The organism is Desulfitobacterium dehalogenans ATCC 51507, from assembly GCF_000243155.2.
In the GTDB taxonomy this organism is placed as follows: domain Bacteria; phylum Bacillota; class Desulfitobacteriia; order Desulfitobacteriales; family Desulfitobacteriaceae; genus Desulfitobacterium; species Desulfitobacterium dehalogenans.
This window is the reverse complement of sequence record NC_018017.1, coordinates 3,922,626-3,939,267: the sequence shown is the minus strand read 5'-3', so window position 1 is coordinate 3,939,267 and position 16,642 is coordinate 3,922,626. Positions and strand designations below refer to the sequence as shown.

At 47.1% G+C, this 16,642-nt stretch carries 13 protein-coding genes; 11 read left to right on the top strand and 2 right to left on the bottom strand.

The annotated features are described in order from the left end of the window. Positions 1-9 precede the first annotated feature (9 nt). The 4 genes from DESDE_RS18920 (at position 10) to DESDE_RS18905 (ending at position 5,530) form a co-directional block, all read left to right on the top strand. Positions 10-996, top strand: a complete 987-nt coding sequence (locus DESDE_RS18920; RefSeq protein WP_014795632.1) for an electron transfer flavoprotein subunit alpha/FixB family protein — start codon at positions 10-12, stop codon at positions 994-996. Positions 997-1,140: 144 nt separating this feature from the next. After that, entirely contained in the window at positions 1,141-1,734 is a 594-nt protein-coding gene (gene fadR / locus DESDE_RS18915) for a fatty acid metabolism transcriptional regulator FadR (protein ID WP_014795631.1), read from the top strand. Positions 1,735-1,974: 240 nt separating this feature from the next. Continuing rightward, a complete protein-coding gene (locus tag DESDE_RS18910) occupies positions 1,975-4,362 on the top strand; it encodes a 3-hydroxyacyl-CoA dehydrogenase/enoyl-CoA hydratase family protein (protein ID WP_014795630.1) in 2,388 nt (795 codons plus the stop codon). 13 nt (positions 4,363-4,375) lie between these two features. Next, a complete protein-coding gene (locus tag DESDE_RS18905) occupies positions 4,376-5,530 on the top strand; it encodes a thiolase family protein (RefSeq protein WP_014795629.1) in 1,155 nt (384 codons plus the stop codon). Positions 5,531-5,600: 70 nt separating this feature from the next. On the opposite strand, the gene DESDE_RS21735 is transcribed toward DESDE_RS18905, so the two are convergent. Continuing rightward, positions 5,601-5,762: a hypothetical protein gene (locus DESDE_RS21735; protein ID WP_242831283.1), complete on the bottom strand. Its 162-nt coding sequence runs from the start codon at positions 5,760-5,762 to the stop codon at positions 5,601-5,603. A gap of 414 nt (positions 5,763-6,176) precedes the next feature. Here DESDE_RS21735 and DESDE_RS18900 point away from each other — a divergent pair, with 414 nt between their 5' ends. The 3 genes from DESDE_RS18900 (at position 6,177) to DESDE_RS18890 (ending at position 11,577) form a co-directional block, all read left to right on the top strand. Further along, complete coding sequence (locus tag DESDE_RS18900) at positions 6,177-7,952, top strand: acyl-CoA dehydrogenase family protein (protein ID WP_014795628.1); 1,776 nt, start codon at positions 6,177-6,179, stop codon at positions 7,950-7,952. Between the two features lie 130 nt (positions 7,953-8,082). After that, positions 8,083-9,423: an acetyl-CoA hydrolase/transferase family protein gene (locus DESDE_RS18895; protein WP_014795627.1), complete on the top strand. Its 1,341-nt coding sequence runs from the start codon at positions 8,083-8,085 to the stop codon at positions 9,421-9,423. Positions 9,424-9,492: 69 nt separating this feature from the next. Continuing rightward, positions 9,493-11,577 (top strand): heterodisulfide reductase-related iron-sulfur binding cluster, encoded by a 2,085-nt coding sequence (locus DESDE_RS18890; protein WP_014795626.1) that lies wholly within the window; start codon positions 9,493-9,495, stop codon positions 11,575-11,577. Positions 11,578-11,715: 138 nt separating this feature from the next. Here the strand turns inward: DESDE_RS18890 and DESDE_RS22155 are convergent, their stop codons facing one another. Further along, positions 11,716-11,877: a hypothetical protein gene (locus tag DESDE_RS22155; protein ID WP_014795625.1), complete on the bottom strand. Its 162-nt coding sequence runs from the start codon at positions 11,875-11,877 to the stop codon at positions 11,716-11,718. Between the two features lie 113 nt (positions 11,878-11,990). Between DESDE_RS22155 and DESDE_RS18885 the strand changes: the two genes are divergently transcribed. The 4 genes from DESDE_RS18885 to DESDE_RS18870 all read left to right on the top strand — a co-directional run bounded on the left by DESDE_RS18885 (position 11,991) and on the right by DESDE_RS18870 (position 16,526). Then, positions 11,991-12,917 (top strand): MBL fold metallo-hydrolase, encoded by a 927-nt coding sequence (locus tag DESDE_RS18885; protein WP_014795624.1) that lies wholly within the window; start codon positions 11,991-11,993, stop codon positions 12,915-12,917. Between the two features lie 175 nt (positions 12,918-13,092). Beyond that, positions 13,093-14,331, top strand: coding sequence for a DUF445 domain-containing protein (locus DESDE_RS18880; RefSeq protein WP_014795623.1), 1,239 nt, complete (start codon positions 13,093-13,095; stop codon positions 14,329-14,331). Positions 14,332-14,375: 44 nt separating this feature from the next. Beyond that, entirely contained in the window at positions 14,376-15,674 is a 1,299-nt protein-coding gene (locus tag DESDE_RS18875) for a DUF445 domain-containing protein (RefSeq protein WP_014795622.1), read from the top strand. A gap of 276 nt (positions 15,675-15,950) precedes the next feature. Further along, entirely contained in the window at positions 15,951-16,526 is a 576-nt protein-coding gene (locus DESDE_RS18870) for a TetR/AcrR family transcriptional regulator (protein WP_014795621.1), read from the top strand. The last annotated feature ends 116 nt before the right edge of the window (positions 16,527-16,642 follow it).

The following is a 16,642-nucleotide window of genomic DNA, read 5'->3' as shown; positions in this document are numbered from 1 at the left end:
TTGAGAAGGATGCCTAAGGGAATTTTAGTTGTACTTGAGCAGTATAACGGGGAGCTTCGCAAGGTCTCCTTGGAGCTCCTGAGTGAAGGACGACGTCTGGCGGACATGGCCGGATTGGACCTCACAGGAGTACTATTGGGCCAGGGAGTTAAGGATTTGGCTCCTGTGGCAGCTTCCTACGGTGCAGATAAAGTGGTGGTTGTAGATGACGCAGCTTTAAAGGATTATACCACCGGTGCTTACACCTCTGTACTTAACCGTGTGATCCGGGATGAGGATCCCGAAGTGGTGGTTATGGGGAATACCGGAATTGGCAGGGATCTGGCTCCACGCCTGGCCCAGCGCTTGGGAGTGGGCTGTGCATCGGATTGTGTGGCCGTTGCAGTGGATTCTAATTACAAATTACGTTTTAAGCGTCCCATCTACGCCGGTAAGGCCTATGCAGAAATGGCTACCGAGGCGCGCCCCATTCTGGCCACCATCCGTCCCAACAGCTTCAGCGTTGCTGCACCGAACTCAGACCGTCAGGCAGAAGTGGTGGAAGTTGCAGCAAGTATTGATGCCGCTGATCTCAAGGCCATAGTCAAAGAAGTCATTCGTCAGGCCTCCAGTCGTCCTGAACTTACCGATGCCAATGTTATCGTTTCCGGCGGACGTGCTATGAAGAATTCGGAAAACTTTAAAATTCTTGAAGATCTCGCGGATGCCATTGGAGCCGCTGTAGGGGCCTCCCGGGCAGCTGTTGATTCAGGTTATCGCGAATATAAATTCCAGGTGGGTCAAACTGGAAAGACAGTTTCCCCAACACTGTATATCGCTTGTGGAATTTCAGGAGCCATTCAACACTTGGCAGGAATGGGTTCCTCCAAAGTCATTGTAGCTATTAACAAGGATCCGGAAGCAAATATCTTTACTGTGGCAGATTATGGTATTGTCGGAGATCTCTTTGAAATCGTTCCTTTGCTTACAGAAGAGTTTAAGAAGCAGCTGGCCTAAGCCATTGTAAACACTTAGTCTGCAAAGAATGAGAGAACAAATGGATCTGCGACTCCGGATAGCCATACTGAGTAGAAGATAGCTTGACAAGCTTGATAAAAAGGATGTCTAATTAAGTCAAAAAGCTAGAAAAGGAGACGAATTATGGCTGTTTCCCGAGAAGACAAATATGAAAGAATTTTAGATGCAGCAATAGAAGCATTTGCAGAGGTTGGCTATCATTCGTGTCAAGTGTCGAAGATTGCTCGAATTGCAGGAGTAGCTGACGGGACAATTTATCTCTACTTTAAGAATAAAGAAGACATCCTCATACGTCTCTTTACCGAAAGAATGGGAGATTTTATCCAACTCATTCGCAGTAAGATGGAATCTTGTCAGGATACACGAAGTCGTCTCAGGGCAATTGTTCACACCCACTTAACCCATATGGAGAATAATCGTGCTCTGGCAACTGTCACCCAGGTGGAATTAAGACAACCCAATTCAAGCTTGTATAGTGCTATTGCAGTTCCGCTTAGAGAGTACTTTCGATTAGTCGAGGAGGTGATTGAAGAAGGAATAAAGCAAAACGAAATTATTCCTTCACTCAATGTACGTGTTGCACGCCAAATGGTTTTCGGCACCATCGATCGAGCGACTACAGATTGGATTTTCGCACGGTCTGAGCGGTCCTTGAGCAAGGAAACAGACTGTATGTTGAAGTTGTTCTCGGGGGCTCTTGGATTGCCAAAGGAATAGGGGAAGAGGGAGATAAGGTGGAAAGGTAGAGGCAGAGAGATTAGAGGAAGAGATGTAATTTGGGCTTAGAGAATAAAGGGGTAAAATAAGGATTTTAAAAATTTGGATTAAAAAATGTAAATTTTCTCAGAGAAAGCCATTAATTTAGAGGATCTGAGGGCTTTCTCTAGAAGTAAAAGACTGAATATTCATAAATTTAAAAATCAAAGAACAAAGGCTATTCAAAGAAGGAGGATGACTATGCCTATATACAAGGTAGCGGTTTTAGGCTCAGGGGTTATGGGAAGCACCATCGCAGCCCATCTCGCCAATGCCGGGATTCCCAGTTTACTGCTGGATATAGTACCCCCTAGTTTGTTGCCGGAGGAAGAGGCAGCCGGACTGACCTTAGAATCCCCCAAGGTTAGAAATCGTTTTGCCGCGTCCAACAAAGCCAAACTTATCAAGATGAACCCAGCTCCTTTATTTGTTCCGGAATTTGCGGATCGTATCGAAGTCGGTAACTTTGAGGACGATCTGGTTCGTTTGAAAGAAGTGGATTGGGTCATTGAAGTGGTTGTAGAGCGCTTAGACATAAAAATTGACCTTTTTAAGAAGGTTGCCCAGAATGTCCGCCCAGGAACCATAGTAACCTCCAACACCTCCGGTATTTCCCTAAAATCCATGACGGAGGGACTTCCTGAAGAATTTACTAAGACCTTCTTTGGTACCCACTTCTTTAATCCCCCCCGTTATATGAAGCTTTTTGAATTGATTCCCGGACCCAACACGGATCCTGCGGTCATTCAAGAGATGGAAGAGTTTGCAGAGCGGGTGCTGGGCAAAGGGGTCGTCTATGCTAAGGATACCCCCAACTTCATTGCCAACCGCATCGGAGTCTTCGGATTAGCTGCAACCATTAGGGAGATGCAGCGTTCCGGCTTAACCATCGATGAAGTGGATGCCTTAACCGGACCGGTGATGGGACGTCCTAAGTCCGCCTCCTTCCGGACCGTGGATATGGTGGGCTTAGACACCTTTGTTCATGTAGCCAATAACGTAGGGGATAATGTACCTGAAGAAAAAGAATTCTTCGTCATGCCGGATTTCATTCACACCATGATCAAAAACGGCTGGTTGGGAGATAAAAGCAAGCAAGGCTTCTATAAAAAAGTAAAGACAGCAGAAGGCAAAGAGATTCAGGTTCTTGATCCCAATACCATGGAGTATGTTCCCAAGAAGAAGGTCAAATTTGCCTGCCTGGATAAAGCCAAGAATGCGGGCGGTCTTAAAGATAAGATGAAAACCTTAGTCAACGGCAAAGATCCTGGGGCAGAATTCGCTTGGAATGTCTTAAAGGAAGTTCTCCTTTATGCAGCCCGTCTGGCTCCCCAAATCGCCGACGATATTACAGCTCTTGATGCCGGCATGAAGCTGGGCTTCAACTGGGAAATGGGTCCCTTTGAAACTTGGGATGCCTTAGGCGTTAAAGCTACCGCGGATCGTATCGTAGCTGAAGGCGGTACTTTACCCGAGATCGTGGAAAAACTGCTGGCTGAAGGTAAAGAGTGCTTCTATCAAAAGACTGAAAGCGGGGACACTCTATACTATGCTGATGGGGAGTATAAGGAAAAGGTCGTCAGCCCCTATTCATTCTCCCTTAAAAAAGCTCATAAACAAGGCAAAAAGATCTTCGGCAATTCCGGTGCCAGCTTAGTTGATATGGGTGACGGAGTAGCCTGTCTGGAATTCCATTCACCGAACAACTCCATCGGTGGAGATATCATGAATATGATCCACAAGTCTCTGGAGGAAGTGGAAAAGAACTACTTAGGTATGGTGATTGGCAGCCAGGGTAAGAATTTCGCCGTCGGTGCCAACTTGATGCTGATTATGATGGAAGCAGAAGAAGGCAATTGGGATGACTTGGATCTTATGGTTCGCGAATTCCAAAGAGGAACCATGGCCCTTAAATACGCCAAGAAACCTGTCGTAGCCGCTCCTTTTGGCATGACTTTAGGCGGTGGAACTGAGATTTGTCTCCATTCCCATGCTATCCAGCCTGCGGCGGAGACCTATATGGGTCTGGTCGAGTTGGGTGTTGGCCTTATTCCCGGCGGCGGCGGAACCAAAGAAATGGCCCTGCGCGCCATGGAAGGAATTCTTCCCGGTGTGGTCGTCGCTCCGGACTATTTCTTCGCCAAACGCTTTGAAGTGGTAGCCATGGCCCAGGTTTCTACCAGTGCGGAAATGGCTAGAAAGCTCGGCTTCTTACGGGCAAGCGATCGCTACAGCATGAATGCCGACCATATTCTTCTCGATGCCAAAGCCCGTGTCATTGATTTAGCAAGAGATTTCCGTCCCATCATTCCCCAGAAGGTCAAAGCCGCAGGACCAGGAGTCCGCGCTTTCCTGGAAATGGCTCTGTACGGCATGAAAGAAGGGCGCTATATCTCCGAGTACGATGCTCACTTAGGGAAAAAACTCGCTTACGCCATGACCGGCGGCGATATTCCAGCAGGAACCTTAGTGGATGAGCAATATCTTTTGGATGTGGAAAGGGAAGCGTTCTTAAGCCTCGCTGGGGAGCCCAAGACTCTGGATCGCATCCGACATATGCTCACCAAGAATAAGCCATTAAGGAATTAGGAGGTGAAGGATAATGAAAGAAGCATTTATTATTGAAGCGAAACGTACTGCCATCGGAAAGGCCGGCCGGGGATCTTTAGCGCACATGCGTCCGGATGATCTGGCAGCTTTTGTTATTCAAGATGTTTTAAAAAGTGCTCCCAATCTAAATCCCGCAGATATTGATGATTGTGTCATCGGTTGTTCCTTTCCTGAAGGAGAACAAGGGATGAACATGGCTCGGGTGATTGCCCTGCGGGCAGGTCTCCCTATCGATGTCTCCGGACTCACCATCAATCGCTTTTGTTCCTCAGGACTGCAAGCCATCTCCTTAGCAGCGGACAGAATCCGTCTGGGAGAAGCCGATGCTATGTTAGCCGGTGGAGCAGAAAGCATGTCTGCAGTCCCCATGGGCGGCGGCAAACCGGCCCCCAACCCTTACATGATGGAGCATTGTCCGGAAGTCTACCTCTCTATGGGACTTACTGCCGAGAATGTAGCCAAAAAATATGAAATTACTCGGGAACAACAAGATGAGTTTGCAGCATCCAGTCATCATAAGGCTCACGCAGCTCAAGTCAGCGGCCGTTTTGATGAAGAGATCGTTCCTGTTCTTATCTCCAGTGGTAAAAAGGGAGAAGTATGGTTTAGTAAAGACGAAGGAATTCGTGCCGATAGTACCGTGGAATCCCTCGGCAAACTAAAACCCGCCTTCAAAAACGGTGGATGCGTTACGGCAGGGAACTCCTCTCAGACCAGTGACGGTGCCGCAGCAACGCTCCTTATGTCCGAGGAAAAGGTCAAAGAACTGGACCTGAAACCCCTTGCCGTATGGCGCGGTTTCGCAGTCGCAGGGGTTGAGGCGGAACTCATGGGAATCGGCCCCATCAAAGCCATCCCCAAAGTTCTTAAGCAGGTGGGCTTAACCCTTGATCAAATCGATCTGTTTGAGCTCAACGAGGCTTTTGCCTCCCAGTCCCTCGCCATCATCAAGACCCTGGGTATCGACCCGGCTAAGGTCAATCCCAACGGCGGCGCCATCGCCTTCGGACACCCCCTCGGATGCACCGGAGCCAAACTTACTGCTACCCTGCTCCATGAAATGAAACGCCGCGGCCTTAAATACGGCATGGTCACCATGTGCATCGGCGGTGGTATGGGAGCCGCAGGAGTCTACGAGCTTCTATAAGGCCACTGTTCACGAGCGTTCTCCAGGATTTTGCTTGCCCCGTTCACTCTATAAGCTGCGCGTACCCGTTCTAATCGCTCAAGCTTTCAGCTCCGTCGGGTTCCCCGCTAAATCGCCATCCTTGGCTCTCTAGCGGGTTGGAAACGTCCTGTTTCCAACCCGACTCCGCTGTAAGCTCTTCGCGAAGAACGGTTAACTGCTCGCTTAGAAGCCGTTCTCTACTGTCAAGCAAAATCCTTGGGTCTTCTTTTGCGATACGGTGGGATAGGAAGATAGGAAGACGGGAAGACAGGTTTCCCGCCTCAGCTTAGACTTCAAAGAATTACCTGATCTTACATGCAGAATAAGCGTAGCTTTTCGCACAAGAATGAACGATTTTAGCGGAAGGGCGTTCAGGCGAACAAAGCTTTCGTAGCGGTAGCGGAGCCATGGTTCACTTCAGGTATTACCCTGAGGTTTGGCGGAGTTGCTGCGAAAGCGGGAGCGCCAGCCCTGGAGCTAATGAGTGAATGATGTGCGAAAAGCTACCTGACCCAAATAAAGAGCAGTGACCCCAATAAAGAGATAGAACGACCCCAGCAAAGATCCCAAATGAAGCCCCCAAAAGATCCAAAAACCAACCAAGATTGAGAGAGGAGAAAATACTATGGAATTGGAATTAGGCCTTAAAGGCGGCGGCTTCCTGCTTGCCGATGTAACTCCTGAGCAAGTATATATCCCAGAGGAATTAAACGAGGATCATTTACAGCTTAAGAAAATGACCCGTAACTTCGTAGAAAAAGAAATAGGGCCCAAGATCGAAGCTCTCGAAGAACAGGAAGATGGCCTCATCCGCGGTTTTATGGCTCAAGCCGGTGAGTTGGGACTTCTCGGCTTAGAGATCCCCGAAGATTTAGGCGGCATGAGCATGGATAAGTTCTCAACAGTTGTCGTCGGTGAAGAGGTTCCTCGTGGCTCTTCCTTTGCCGTAGCCTTCGCCGCTCATACCGGAATCGGAACCCTTCCCATCGTCTACTTCGGTACTCCGGAGCAAAAGGCAAAGTACCTCCCCGGCCTTGCCTCAGGGGAAAAAATTGCCGCTTACTGCCTTACCGAGCCCGGATCCGGTTCGGATGCCCTAGGGGCCAAGAGCACAGCAGTTCTTAATGCTGAAGGAACCCACTACATTCTCAACGGAACCAAGCAATTTATCACCAATGCTGGTTTTGCTGATATCTTCCTGGTTTACGCTAAAGTGGATGGTAAGCTCACCAACTTTATCGTTGAGCGGACTATGCCGGGTGTATCCTTCGGACCGGAAGAGAAGAAGATGGGAATCAAAGGATCCTCCACCCGTCAAGTTATCCTGGAAGATGTTGCCGTTCCTGTAGAGAATGTCGTCGGCGAATTGGGCCGCGGCCACGTAGTTGCCTTTAATATTCTGAACGTTGGACGCTTCAAACTGGCTGCTGCGGCTATCGGAAGTGCTCAGCTTGCTTTAGAAGTCACTCTGAAATATGCCGGCGAGCGCAAGCAGTTTGGTGTTCCCTTAAGCTCCTTCGGTGCTATTCAAACTAAGTTTGCCGAGATTGCTACCCAGACTTATCTGGCAGAAAGTGTGGTCTATCGTACTGCCGGTCTGATGGAAGAAGCCTGCAAAGATCTGGATGTCACAGGCGATTGCCGTAAAGAAGCCGGCAAAGCCATCGAAGAGTATGCTATCGAGTGCTCGTTAAACAAGGTTCTGGCCTCTGAGGTTCTGGATCTGGCAGTAGATGAAGGGGTACAGATTCATGGTGGATATGGCTTTATCGCAGAATATCCCATTGAGCGTATGTATCGGGATTCCCGCATTAACCGTCTCTTCGAAGGAACCAATGAAATCAACCGCTTACTCGTCCCCGGCACCTTGCTCAAACGGGCTATGAGCGGTGAACTGCCACTTCTGGCAGCTGCAAAGAACGTCAGCAAAGACCTCATGTCTGCCGGCTTAGGTTCAGAGGAAGAAGGGCTGGCGGCTCTTCTGGATATGACCCAAAAGGCTAAGAAGCTCTGCTTAATGGCTGCTGGAATTGCAGCTCAGAACTTAGGAATGGAGCTAAAAGATAATCAATATGTTCTCCTTGGTATGGCCGAAATGATTCTCCAGGTCTACGCTATGGAAAGCGGCGTTCTCCGCGCCTTGAAAGTTCAGGATATGGATGTCACCGATGACCACAAGCTCTTTGTGGAAAAGGCTGCCACCTTGGGAGCTTACAGTGCTATGAATATCATCGAGCAACACGCTAAAGAAGTCATTTGTGCTGCTGAGCAAGGTGATTCCCTGAGCACTGTTCTGGCAGGAATGCGTAAGCTCTTACGCCGCCCCAATGTTGATATGATCGGACTTCGCCAAGAGATTGCTAAGCTAGTGGTGGAAAAGGGCAAATACCCAATCCGCTAAAATTCTTTAATAATGAAAGCGAGCTTAGGAACTCAAAAGAGCCTAGGCTCGCTGTCCACTTAAGCCGGAGAAAAAGAGAAGACAGTCGGCTAAATATTATAAAGAAAGAAATAGATGGGGAGGATTCAATATGTCAACATGGGTAGAAGAGTACCGCAGGAAGCTGACCACTCCGGATAAAGCGGTAGGGGTAGTGAAGAGTGGAGATTGGATTATCTATTCCTATGCAGCCAATACCTTGCCTGTTCTCGATTTGGCCCTTGCCAAGCGGACTCCTGAACTTCGGGACATTCAGCTCTTAGCTGGAGTAAGTATGCGCCCTCATGCCGTCGTTAAAGCAGATCCCAGAGGTGAACACTTTACTTGGGATTGTGTGCATTTCAGTGTTATTGACCGGAAGTATTATGAGATGGGCCGGGCTTTCTATGTACCTTTAAGATACTCCGAAGTTCCACGCTACATCCTGGAAAACATCAGCCATATTGATGTGTTCATGGTTCAGGTAAGTCCTATGGATCAACACGGTAATTTTAACTTTGGCCCCACGATTTCTCACTATCCGGCAGCTGCCGAAAAAGCAAAAATTGTCATTGTCGAAGTCAATGAAGATATGCCTATTGCCCATGGAGGCTATGGTAATTATATTCATGTCTCAGAAGTGGATTATATTGTCGAGGGCGGTCATACCGGCATGCCTCAGATTCCGACCACGCCCATAACGGATGTAGACCGGAAAATTGCCCAGTATGTTCTCGACGACCTTCGGGATGGGGACTGCATCCAATTAGGAATCGGTGCTATGCCCAATGCCCTGGGTCAGATGATAGCGGCCTCCGATCTCAAGGACCTGGGTGTCCATACGGAAATGCTGGTGGATAGCTATGTGGATATGTGGGAGGCTGGTCGGATATCCGGACGCAAGAAACAAATCGACAAAGGACGGATGGTATATACCTTTGCCGGAGGCACCCAAAAACTCTATGATTTCATCCATAACAATCCTCAAGTGGCAGGCTATCCTGTGGATTACACCAACGACCGCTTTATAGCCAGCCGCAACGATAATTTAGTTTCGATTAATAATGCTTTAGAAATCGACCTCTCAGGACAAGTATGCTCAGAAACCATTGGACCCCGTATGATTAGCGGTGCGGGGGGACAATTGGATTTCGTGGATGCAGCCTATAACTCCAAAGGCGGCCGCAGTTTCATTTGTATGGAATCCACCTTTACCGATGCAGAGGGGAAGAGGCATTCCCGCATTCGTCCGCTGCTGACCGAAGGCGCCGTAGTCACGGATACCCGTCCTATGGTGCAATATGTGGCCACTGAATACGGTATGGCGAATTTGAAAGGCGGCACGACCTGGCAGCGTGCAGAGCGGCTCATCGGCCTGGCTCATCCAGATTTCCGTGAAGATCTGATCAAAGAAGCTGAGAAGTTAAAAATCTGGAGAAGATCTAATAAATAAATCCCTGAATATTTAATGGATAGGGCCAACGAATAGTGTAGTTAAGTCGCCAAAAGGAGGTCGGAATGTATGACTCCTACGCGGGAGATCTATTGGAATATTGACTATCACCTCATGATATACTTCTTTGCAATCATCATGCTGGGGTTCTTTGTTTATGGCATTGTCCGACGTTACCGCCTTTGGAAAATTGGGCAACCGGAAGCTCGATGGAAAGACAGCTGGCAAGGGATAAAGGACATCCTTATCTACGGCTTTGGACATAAGAGAATTCTTAAGGACTTTACCCCAGGGGTCATGCATCTGGCTATTCTGGTAGGGTTTATTTTTCTCTTTTTTGCTACAGCTATCATTACGTTGCAAGCAGATTTTGGGATTAATATTTTCAAAGGTGCATTATATGTCTTTATTAAGATAACAACCAATCTCTTTGGACTGTTGGCGACGATTGGGGTGTTGTATCTTTATTACCGCCGCTATATCAAACGTCCGGATAAATTGGACAACAAAAAGGATGACCTCATTGCCTTAACCCTTGTCTTCTTAATTTTAGTCAGTGGTTTCTTCGTTCAAGGTTTCCGGATGGCTGGAGAGCATGATCCCTGGGCCGTTTACGGATTTGCAGGCTATTGGATGATTGAACCACTTCAGGCTATGTTTAGTCAGGCACAACTTTTGACTATGCATAAATTCACCTGGTGGTTCCATATGTTTGTTGCCTTTACATTCATAGCTTATTTACCTTACTCTAAGCTCTTCCATATTTTCTTGGGGCCGATCAACCAATTTCTCCGTAAGCGGGAACCCATGGGTGTCCCCGCTCTGATCGACTTTGAAGACGAATCCCAGGAAACTTTTGGCCTAAGTGAGTTCAAGCAGCTCTCCTGGAAAGCCATTTTCAACTCGGATGCCTGCATCCGCTGCGGACGTTGTCAGGATAATTGTCCTGCCACCGTCAGTGGAAAACATCTTAATCCTAAGCAAATCATCCAAGATATTAAAGTTCGAGCCGAAGAAGAATATAAGGCGGTTGGCCAAGCTAAAAAAGAGGCAAAATCTGCAAGCAAACAGGCAGGTGTGATGGCTTCCGGCGAGGCAGCCACTGCGGTGGACGGAACGGCTGCCTTGGAGATACCCCCGGGTCGTTCTCTAATCGGTGAAGTGATCCAGGAACAAGATATTTGGGATTGCACCACATGCCGTTCCTGCGAACAGCAATGTCCTGTCTTCGTAGAGCATGTGGATAAAACAGTGGAAATGAGAAGAAATCTTGTGCTTATGGAGTCCCGTTTCCCCAGTGAGGCCCAGCTTGCTTTCCGCAATATGGAGAACAACGGTAACCCTTGGGGCATTGGTTGGAACAAGCGGGAAGAGTTCCTGAAAGGGTTGGATGTTCCCACCCTGGAAGAGAACCCCGAGGCTGAGATACTCTATTGGCCCGGTTGCTCCGGGGCTTTTGATGCCCGTAATCAAAAGGTATCTGCTGCCCTTGTCAAGCTCCTCAGAGCGGCTCATGTGAATTTCGCCATTCTCGGCAATGAGGAAAAATGTTGCGGGGATTCAGCCCGCAAGCTCGGCAATGAATTCCTCTACCAAACCTTAGCCGCTGAGAATATTGAAGTGATGAACGGATACGGCGTCAAAAAGATTATTACCCAATGCCCACATTGCTTCCAAACTCTTTGCCATGATTACCCTCAATTGGGCGGTAAGTATGAAGTTGTTCATCATACCACCTATCTTAAAGAGCTTTTAAACAGCGGAAGGCTCAAGCTTAAGGATCTGGAAAGCCTGGGTAAGGATCTTAAAGTGACTTACCATGACTCTTGTTATTTAGGACGGTACAATGAGATCTACAGCGAGCCACGGGAGATACTTAAAGCGGCCGGACTAAACGTTATTGAGATGAAACGGACGAAGGACAAGAGCTTCTGTTGTGGTGCCGGCGGCGGACGGATGTGGCTGGAAGAGCATGGGGGAGAGCGGATCAATGAGCTGCGTACGAATGAAGCAATGGCTACCGGGGCTGACATAATAGGTACAGCCTGCCCCTTCTGCCTAACCATGATCAACGACGGCATCAGCGCCAAAGAAGAGGCCGGGGAAAAGACCAAGGCTCTGGATATTGCCGAAGTTCTCGCCCAAAGGGTTTAAGTTACAAATAAGAATAGATCCTGAATCAAAGTAGCGGTAAAATAATAGGTATCAAAGCGTTCAAGGCTAAATACAAAAGAGACGGTCATGGATCCATGACCGTCTCGGCTTAAATTCAGTTAAATACACTCAGCATACTTAAATTCCTTCGCACTGATCACATTTGACTAAGAAAACTTCACCATCCTTGCCGGAATAGCTGATGGTCTTTTTGCATACTGAGCAGACCACTTGAAATGGATGTTTCACCTCTTGCTCATCTTTGGGCTGAGCTGTTTGATGTAAGGTTTGCGAGTTCATCGAGAAGAAGGCCTCCTTAGAAGTAAAAATGGATAAACTTATTGTACTACATGTTGCAAACATATACAAATCGACGCTGAATGAACGAAGAGGGATTTGAGGGGAGATATGAGATGAAGCTAAAAGAAATTGCTCCTGAAATCTTTTGCCTAAAGGTTTCAATTGATCTAAGTGAAGAAGATGTTAACCTGTACATTTTCCGAGGTGAAGTGCCCACTATAATCGATTCCGGTACGAATACCCCTGAGGTTTATCAAGCCATTCAAGAAGCTCTGCAGGAATTAGGTATCCAGCGCTTAGAACAAGTCCTGCTCACCCATTGGCATGTGGATCATGCAGGGGGAGCCGAAAACTTAAGAAAAGACGGTGCTCGAATCCTGATCGGGAAGCGGGATTATGAAGAATGGGCTGATTTTTGCAGTGGCGAAAGTCTTAAGGTCTTTGAGAAATATGCCGGGCATGTTTGGGGAGTACCCCAGGAGCAACTAGCGATAATTTCAAAATACAATAAAAAATTAACCTATCTCACTACACTGCCTGAGGAAGTTGAAAAAATAGAGATCGGAGCAGTGCTCAAAGCCGGTAACAGTACCCTCAAAGCCATCCTTACGCCCGGACATACTGCAGGTCATCTTTCTTATTATGAAGAAGACTTAGGGCTACTCTTCTCCGGCGATTTTATCCTGCCCGATGTGGTCCCCTATCCGGGAGCATGGCTGGAAAATGGAGAGGTAGTCAGTGGATTACCCAGCTATATGCGTGCCTTGGATCGGGTAGAATTCCTAGGAGCAAGAGCTTATTTCCCTGCCCATGGAGATTCTCGGAGAGCCCCAGCATCTCGCTGTATAGAGATCCGCAATCAAATACTCAGACAGGTCGAACGTTACACACCCACCGGCTCAGTCTATGAAGGAGGCCTGGAATTAAGCAAAGGTAAATTTAACCCTATTTCAGCTTTTGCCTACATGCATTATGTTTTCGGCTGGAGCTCCTTAAAGTCCACCACAATCACCCAAAGAACATCTTCAATGAGCCGGTAATACGCTAAGGCCTCTCCACTGGGGAGGTCCTTTTTCATACTTATAAAAAACATGGTATACTAAAAAAGATTAATTACTGGCTCGTCTGTTATCTTGAGACCATGGGACAGGTCAGTTGATCCCATCGGCTCCTTGAGCCGGAAAAAGTCAATAGCTGCTAGCAAGGTGAAAAAAGATGATAAATAAAGATCAATCCCCCATTCTGAAAGAAAAAAGAGCCCGTGGCGGGACCTACCGCAAAGCCAATATTGCCCTTGGCCTTTCTGCTCTCGGCTTATTTGCAGCCTATCCATTTCAAGGCACCACCTGGGGAGGATTATTGACAAGCGGTTGTTCAGCAGCCTTAGTAGGGGGACTGGCAGACTGGTTTGCAGTCAATGCCTTATTTCGGCGTCCCTTGGGAGTGCCGGCGGGAAAGGTATTCCGCACAGAGATTATTCCCCGCAACCGGGAACGGATATTTCAAGCATTGAGATCTATGGTAGAAAATGAACTGCTTTCCCATGAAGTTTTAAAGACCAAAGTGGAAACTTATGATTTTTCCGCCCCTGCTACGGCCATCTGGAATACCTTGGATAGAGATTCCTTTCAAAGCATTCTCACCCAGTGTCTGCAGCAGATCCAGGAGAATCTAGACGACAGCATCAAGGAATTGCATAAAGAGAGCTTAGCTCTTTTAAAACAGAAAAGCATACGTGAAGAGCATTTTATTCCCTTGGCAGAAAAAGCCTTCCGCAATATATTAGAAAGCCAAGAAGGGAAAAGGGCTGTAACGATCCTTCTCGATAATCTCAGTTACTGGGTTCAGGAGACCGAGATCCATCTCTGGTTGACCCATTGGCTGGAAAAGTCCATTGATCGCTATATAAGCAAAAATCCCTCCCGGAAGATTTTTGGGCTGTTTTTGCCTGACCCTTCTAAGCTGGCCCACAGTCTTCAAAAGCAGGTCGCCGACTATCTGTTGGAGGACCAAACCCATGCTGAGGTTTTAGAGTGGCTGAAGCTTCAGGTTAAGGAAGATACATGGGTCATATCAGGTGTTTATCCCAAGCTAATAGAGAGCCTCACCACAGGCCTGATGCAAAAGCTTCATACTCCAGAAAGTGCCCTTTCTTTAAGCGAGCAGCTTCTGCAAAGCTTAGACGAAGGTGTTCTTTCTCTGAATGAAAACCCAGAAAAACGCCATCGTTTTAACAGATATGTCCAAGGTCTAGTGGTTCCTTTCCTTGATAATAAACATGAGAAAATCGGAGAGATCGTCTATGAAGGACTCGAAAACTATTCAAATGAGATGCTCGTGGAATTGATTGAATCCAAAGCCGGAGATGATCTGCAGATGATTCGGATTAATGGTTCTGTGGTCGGAGGCCTGGCGGGTATGGTGATCTATCTGGTAAGTCAATTCTTAGTCTGAGTTTGAGATAAGTAAGTTATGAGTTTTAGCTCTGGAGGATAAGTATGAATTATCGTCGTAAAGCCAATAGTGTTCTGGGAAGTGTTTTTATACTATTTCTCATTACTGCAGGATTAAAGCACGCCTATCCCACAGTTCCAGGGATTCATTTTTTCTTCTTTGTTACGGAAGCAGCTCTTGTTGGCGGGCTGGCGGACTGGTTTGCAGTGACCGCCTTGTTCCGTAAACCTCTGGGCTGGCCCTATCATACTGCCCTGATTCCCCGCAATCGGGAGAAGATGGTAGAAGCCATAGTGGCCATGGTTCAAAATGAGCTGCTGAGTGAGAATCTCCTACGCCAAAGAATACAAGGATTCCGCCTCAGTTCCTGGTTGATAAATACAGCAGAAAAATCCGGTGGAGCATCATTTCTTGCCGAAAAGTTGAGCTCGGTTTTAATAGAAGGATGCAAAAATCTCAAGATACCTGAGTCAGCTGCAGCCTTGGAATCTGTCATCAGGAACAAGCTCATGGAGTCAGGCTTAGCTAAAGACCTTCTTGCTCAACTTTGTATACTAATTGAAAAAGATGAGCTTGACCCCTTGCTCAATGAGGGAATCGAGAAAGGTATAGACTTTGCCACAACACCCCAAGCCAAAGAGCTTCTGATCCAAGTTCTCGGGCAAATTCAAGAAAAAAAAATAGGCAATGGGGGCAAACTACAGAGAACGATTCTGGGGCTATTTCAAGTTACCGATGGAATCAACCTGGATGAGGCTGCCGAGGACTTGCAGATTGAGCTCATCCTCCATCTAAGAGAGCTCCAGGCACCGTATCATCCCGCAAGAGGTCAGTTGAAGGAACTTATCCTTGAGAAACTTCAAGCCTGGGAGAGGGATCCTGGTGCACTCAATACTTTGGAAAGCTGGAAGAACACCCTGTTTACAGAAGCTAATTTACAGCCTTTTCTGGGAAGCATCCTGTTGCAGGCTCAAGAAAGTCTAAAAGAGGGGAAACTTCCTTCTGGTCAAGGGCTTTTGAATGTTCTTGAACCGATGCTGGAAGCTTGGTGGTCCGAGATAAAGAAAGACACCCACTTCCATGCCATCATCGATCAGTTCGTTCAAGAACTTTTGGCTCAAGCATTGCAAAGGGAGCATGCGGTGATCGGTCAAACCGTCCGTGAAACCCTGCAGAGCTTAAGCAATGAGGAGCTCAGCTATTTCGTCGAAGACAAAGCAGGCAACGATCTCCAGTGGATCCGTATTAACGGATCCCTCGTGGGAGGAATTGTCGGGGGGATTCTTTTTTTGATACTGAATTATGGATATAGTCCTCTGCTGAAATTAATACAGTTATATTAAATATAAATTTTATTTGACTCCACAAAGCTTGTAGCATTACAATTATATAGACCGACCGAACAGTCGGTTCTGAACTGAAGTTGAATTTAATAAGCTATACTATTTGGGACCGAAAAGGATAGGCCGCTCTAAGCGCTTACCGGGAAATGTCCGTTCAGAGGGGAGGGATATGGGAATTAAATCAAGAACGTCCTTGTAACAAAAAAATATTTACTCGACAAGTAAAATTGCGGTTGGATTCGCTTTAAAAGAGAATCAAAACGGAGGATCCTTAAAGTGAGAAAAGAAGAAAAGCGTATAGAAATCCTCAAAGCGGCTCTCAAAGTTATTTCCGGGATGGGATTTGAGGGAGCCAAGATGGAGGATATCGCCAGAGAGGCGGGGGTAGGGAAAGGTACTATTTACGAGTACTTTGAGAGTAAGAATGCCTTATTGCTGGAAATGATTCAATATTGCACTAAGTGCTTTCAAGAAGGATTGGAGAAGACCCTGGCAGAAGAGGAAGACATGCTGGGAAAGATCCGGAATCTATCTATGTATGGTGCAGAGTTTCTGAACGCTCATGCTGTGCTTATGAACTCTCAAATCGTCCATCAGGCCCTACCCAAAGACATGGAGACACAGATGAAGAGAGATTGGAACCTGATCTATCAAACTATCGAAGATGAGGTTAGAAAAGGGATACATATCCAGGAGATTCGTTCTGATATCGATCCGGAGATGGCCGTTGCAATCATCGTCGGAGGAGTGAATCAATACACATTCAAGAAGCTTATGGAAGATAACTTCACTCCTCGGGAGATCGATCATACAGGGATCGCTAAGACCATTCTTGCAGGTCTCATTCCCTAAGACCCGCCATCCCTTAGTATTTATCAATATACATCAATTAGTTTAATTTTATTAAAAAAAGAACATTAGCCTTGCACATCAAAAAACATAGGGCTTAGACCCAAATGGAGGATTAT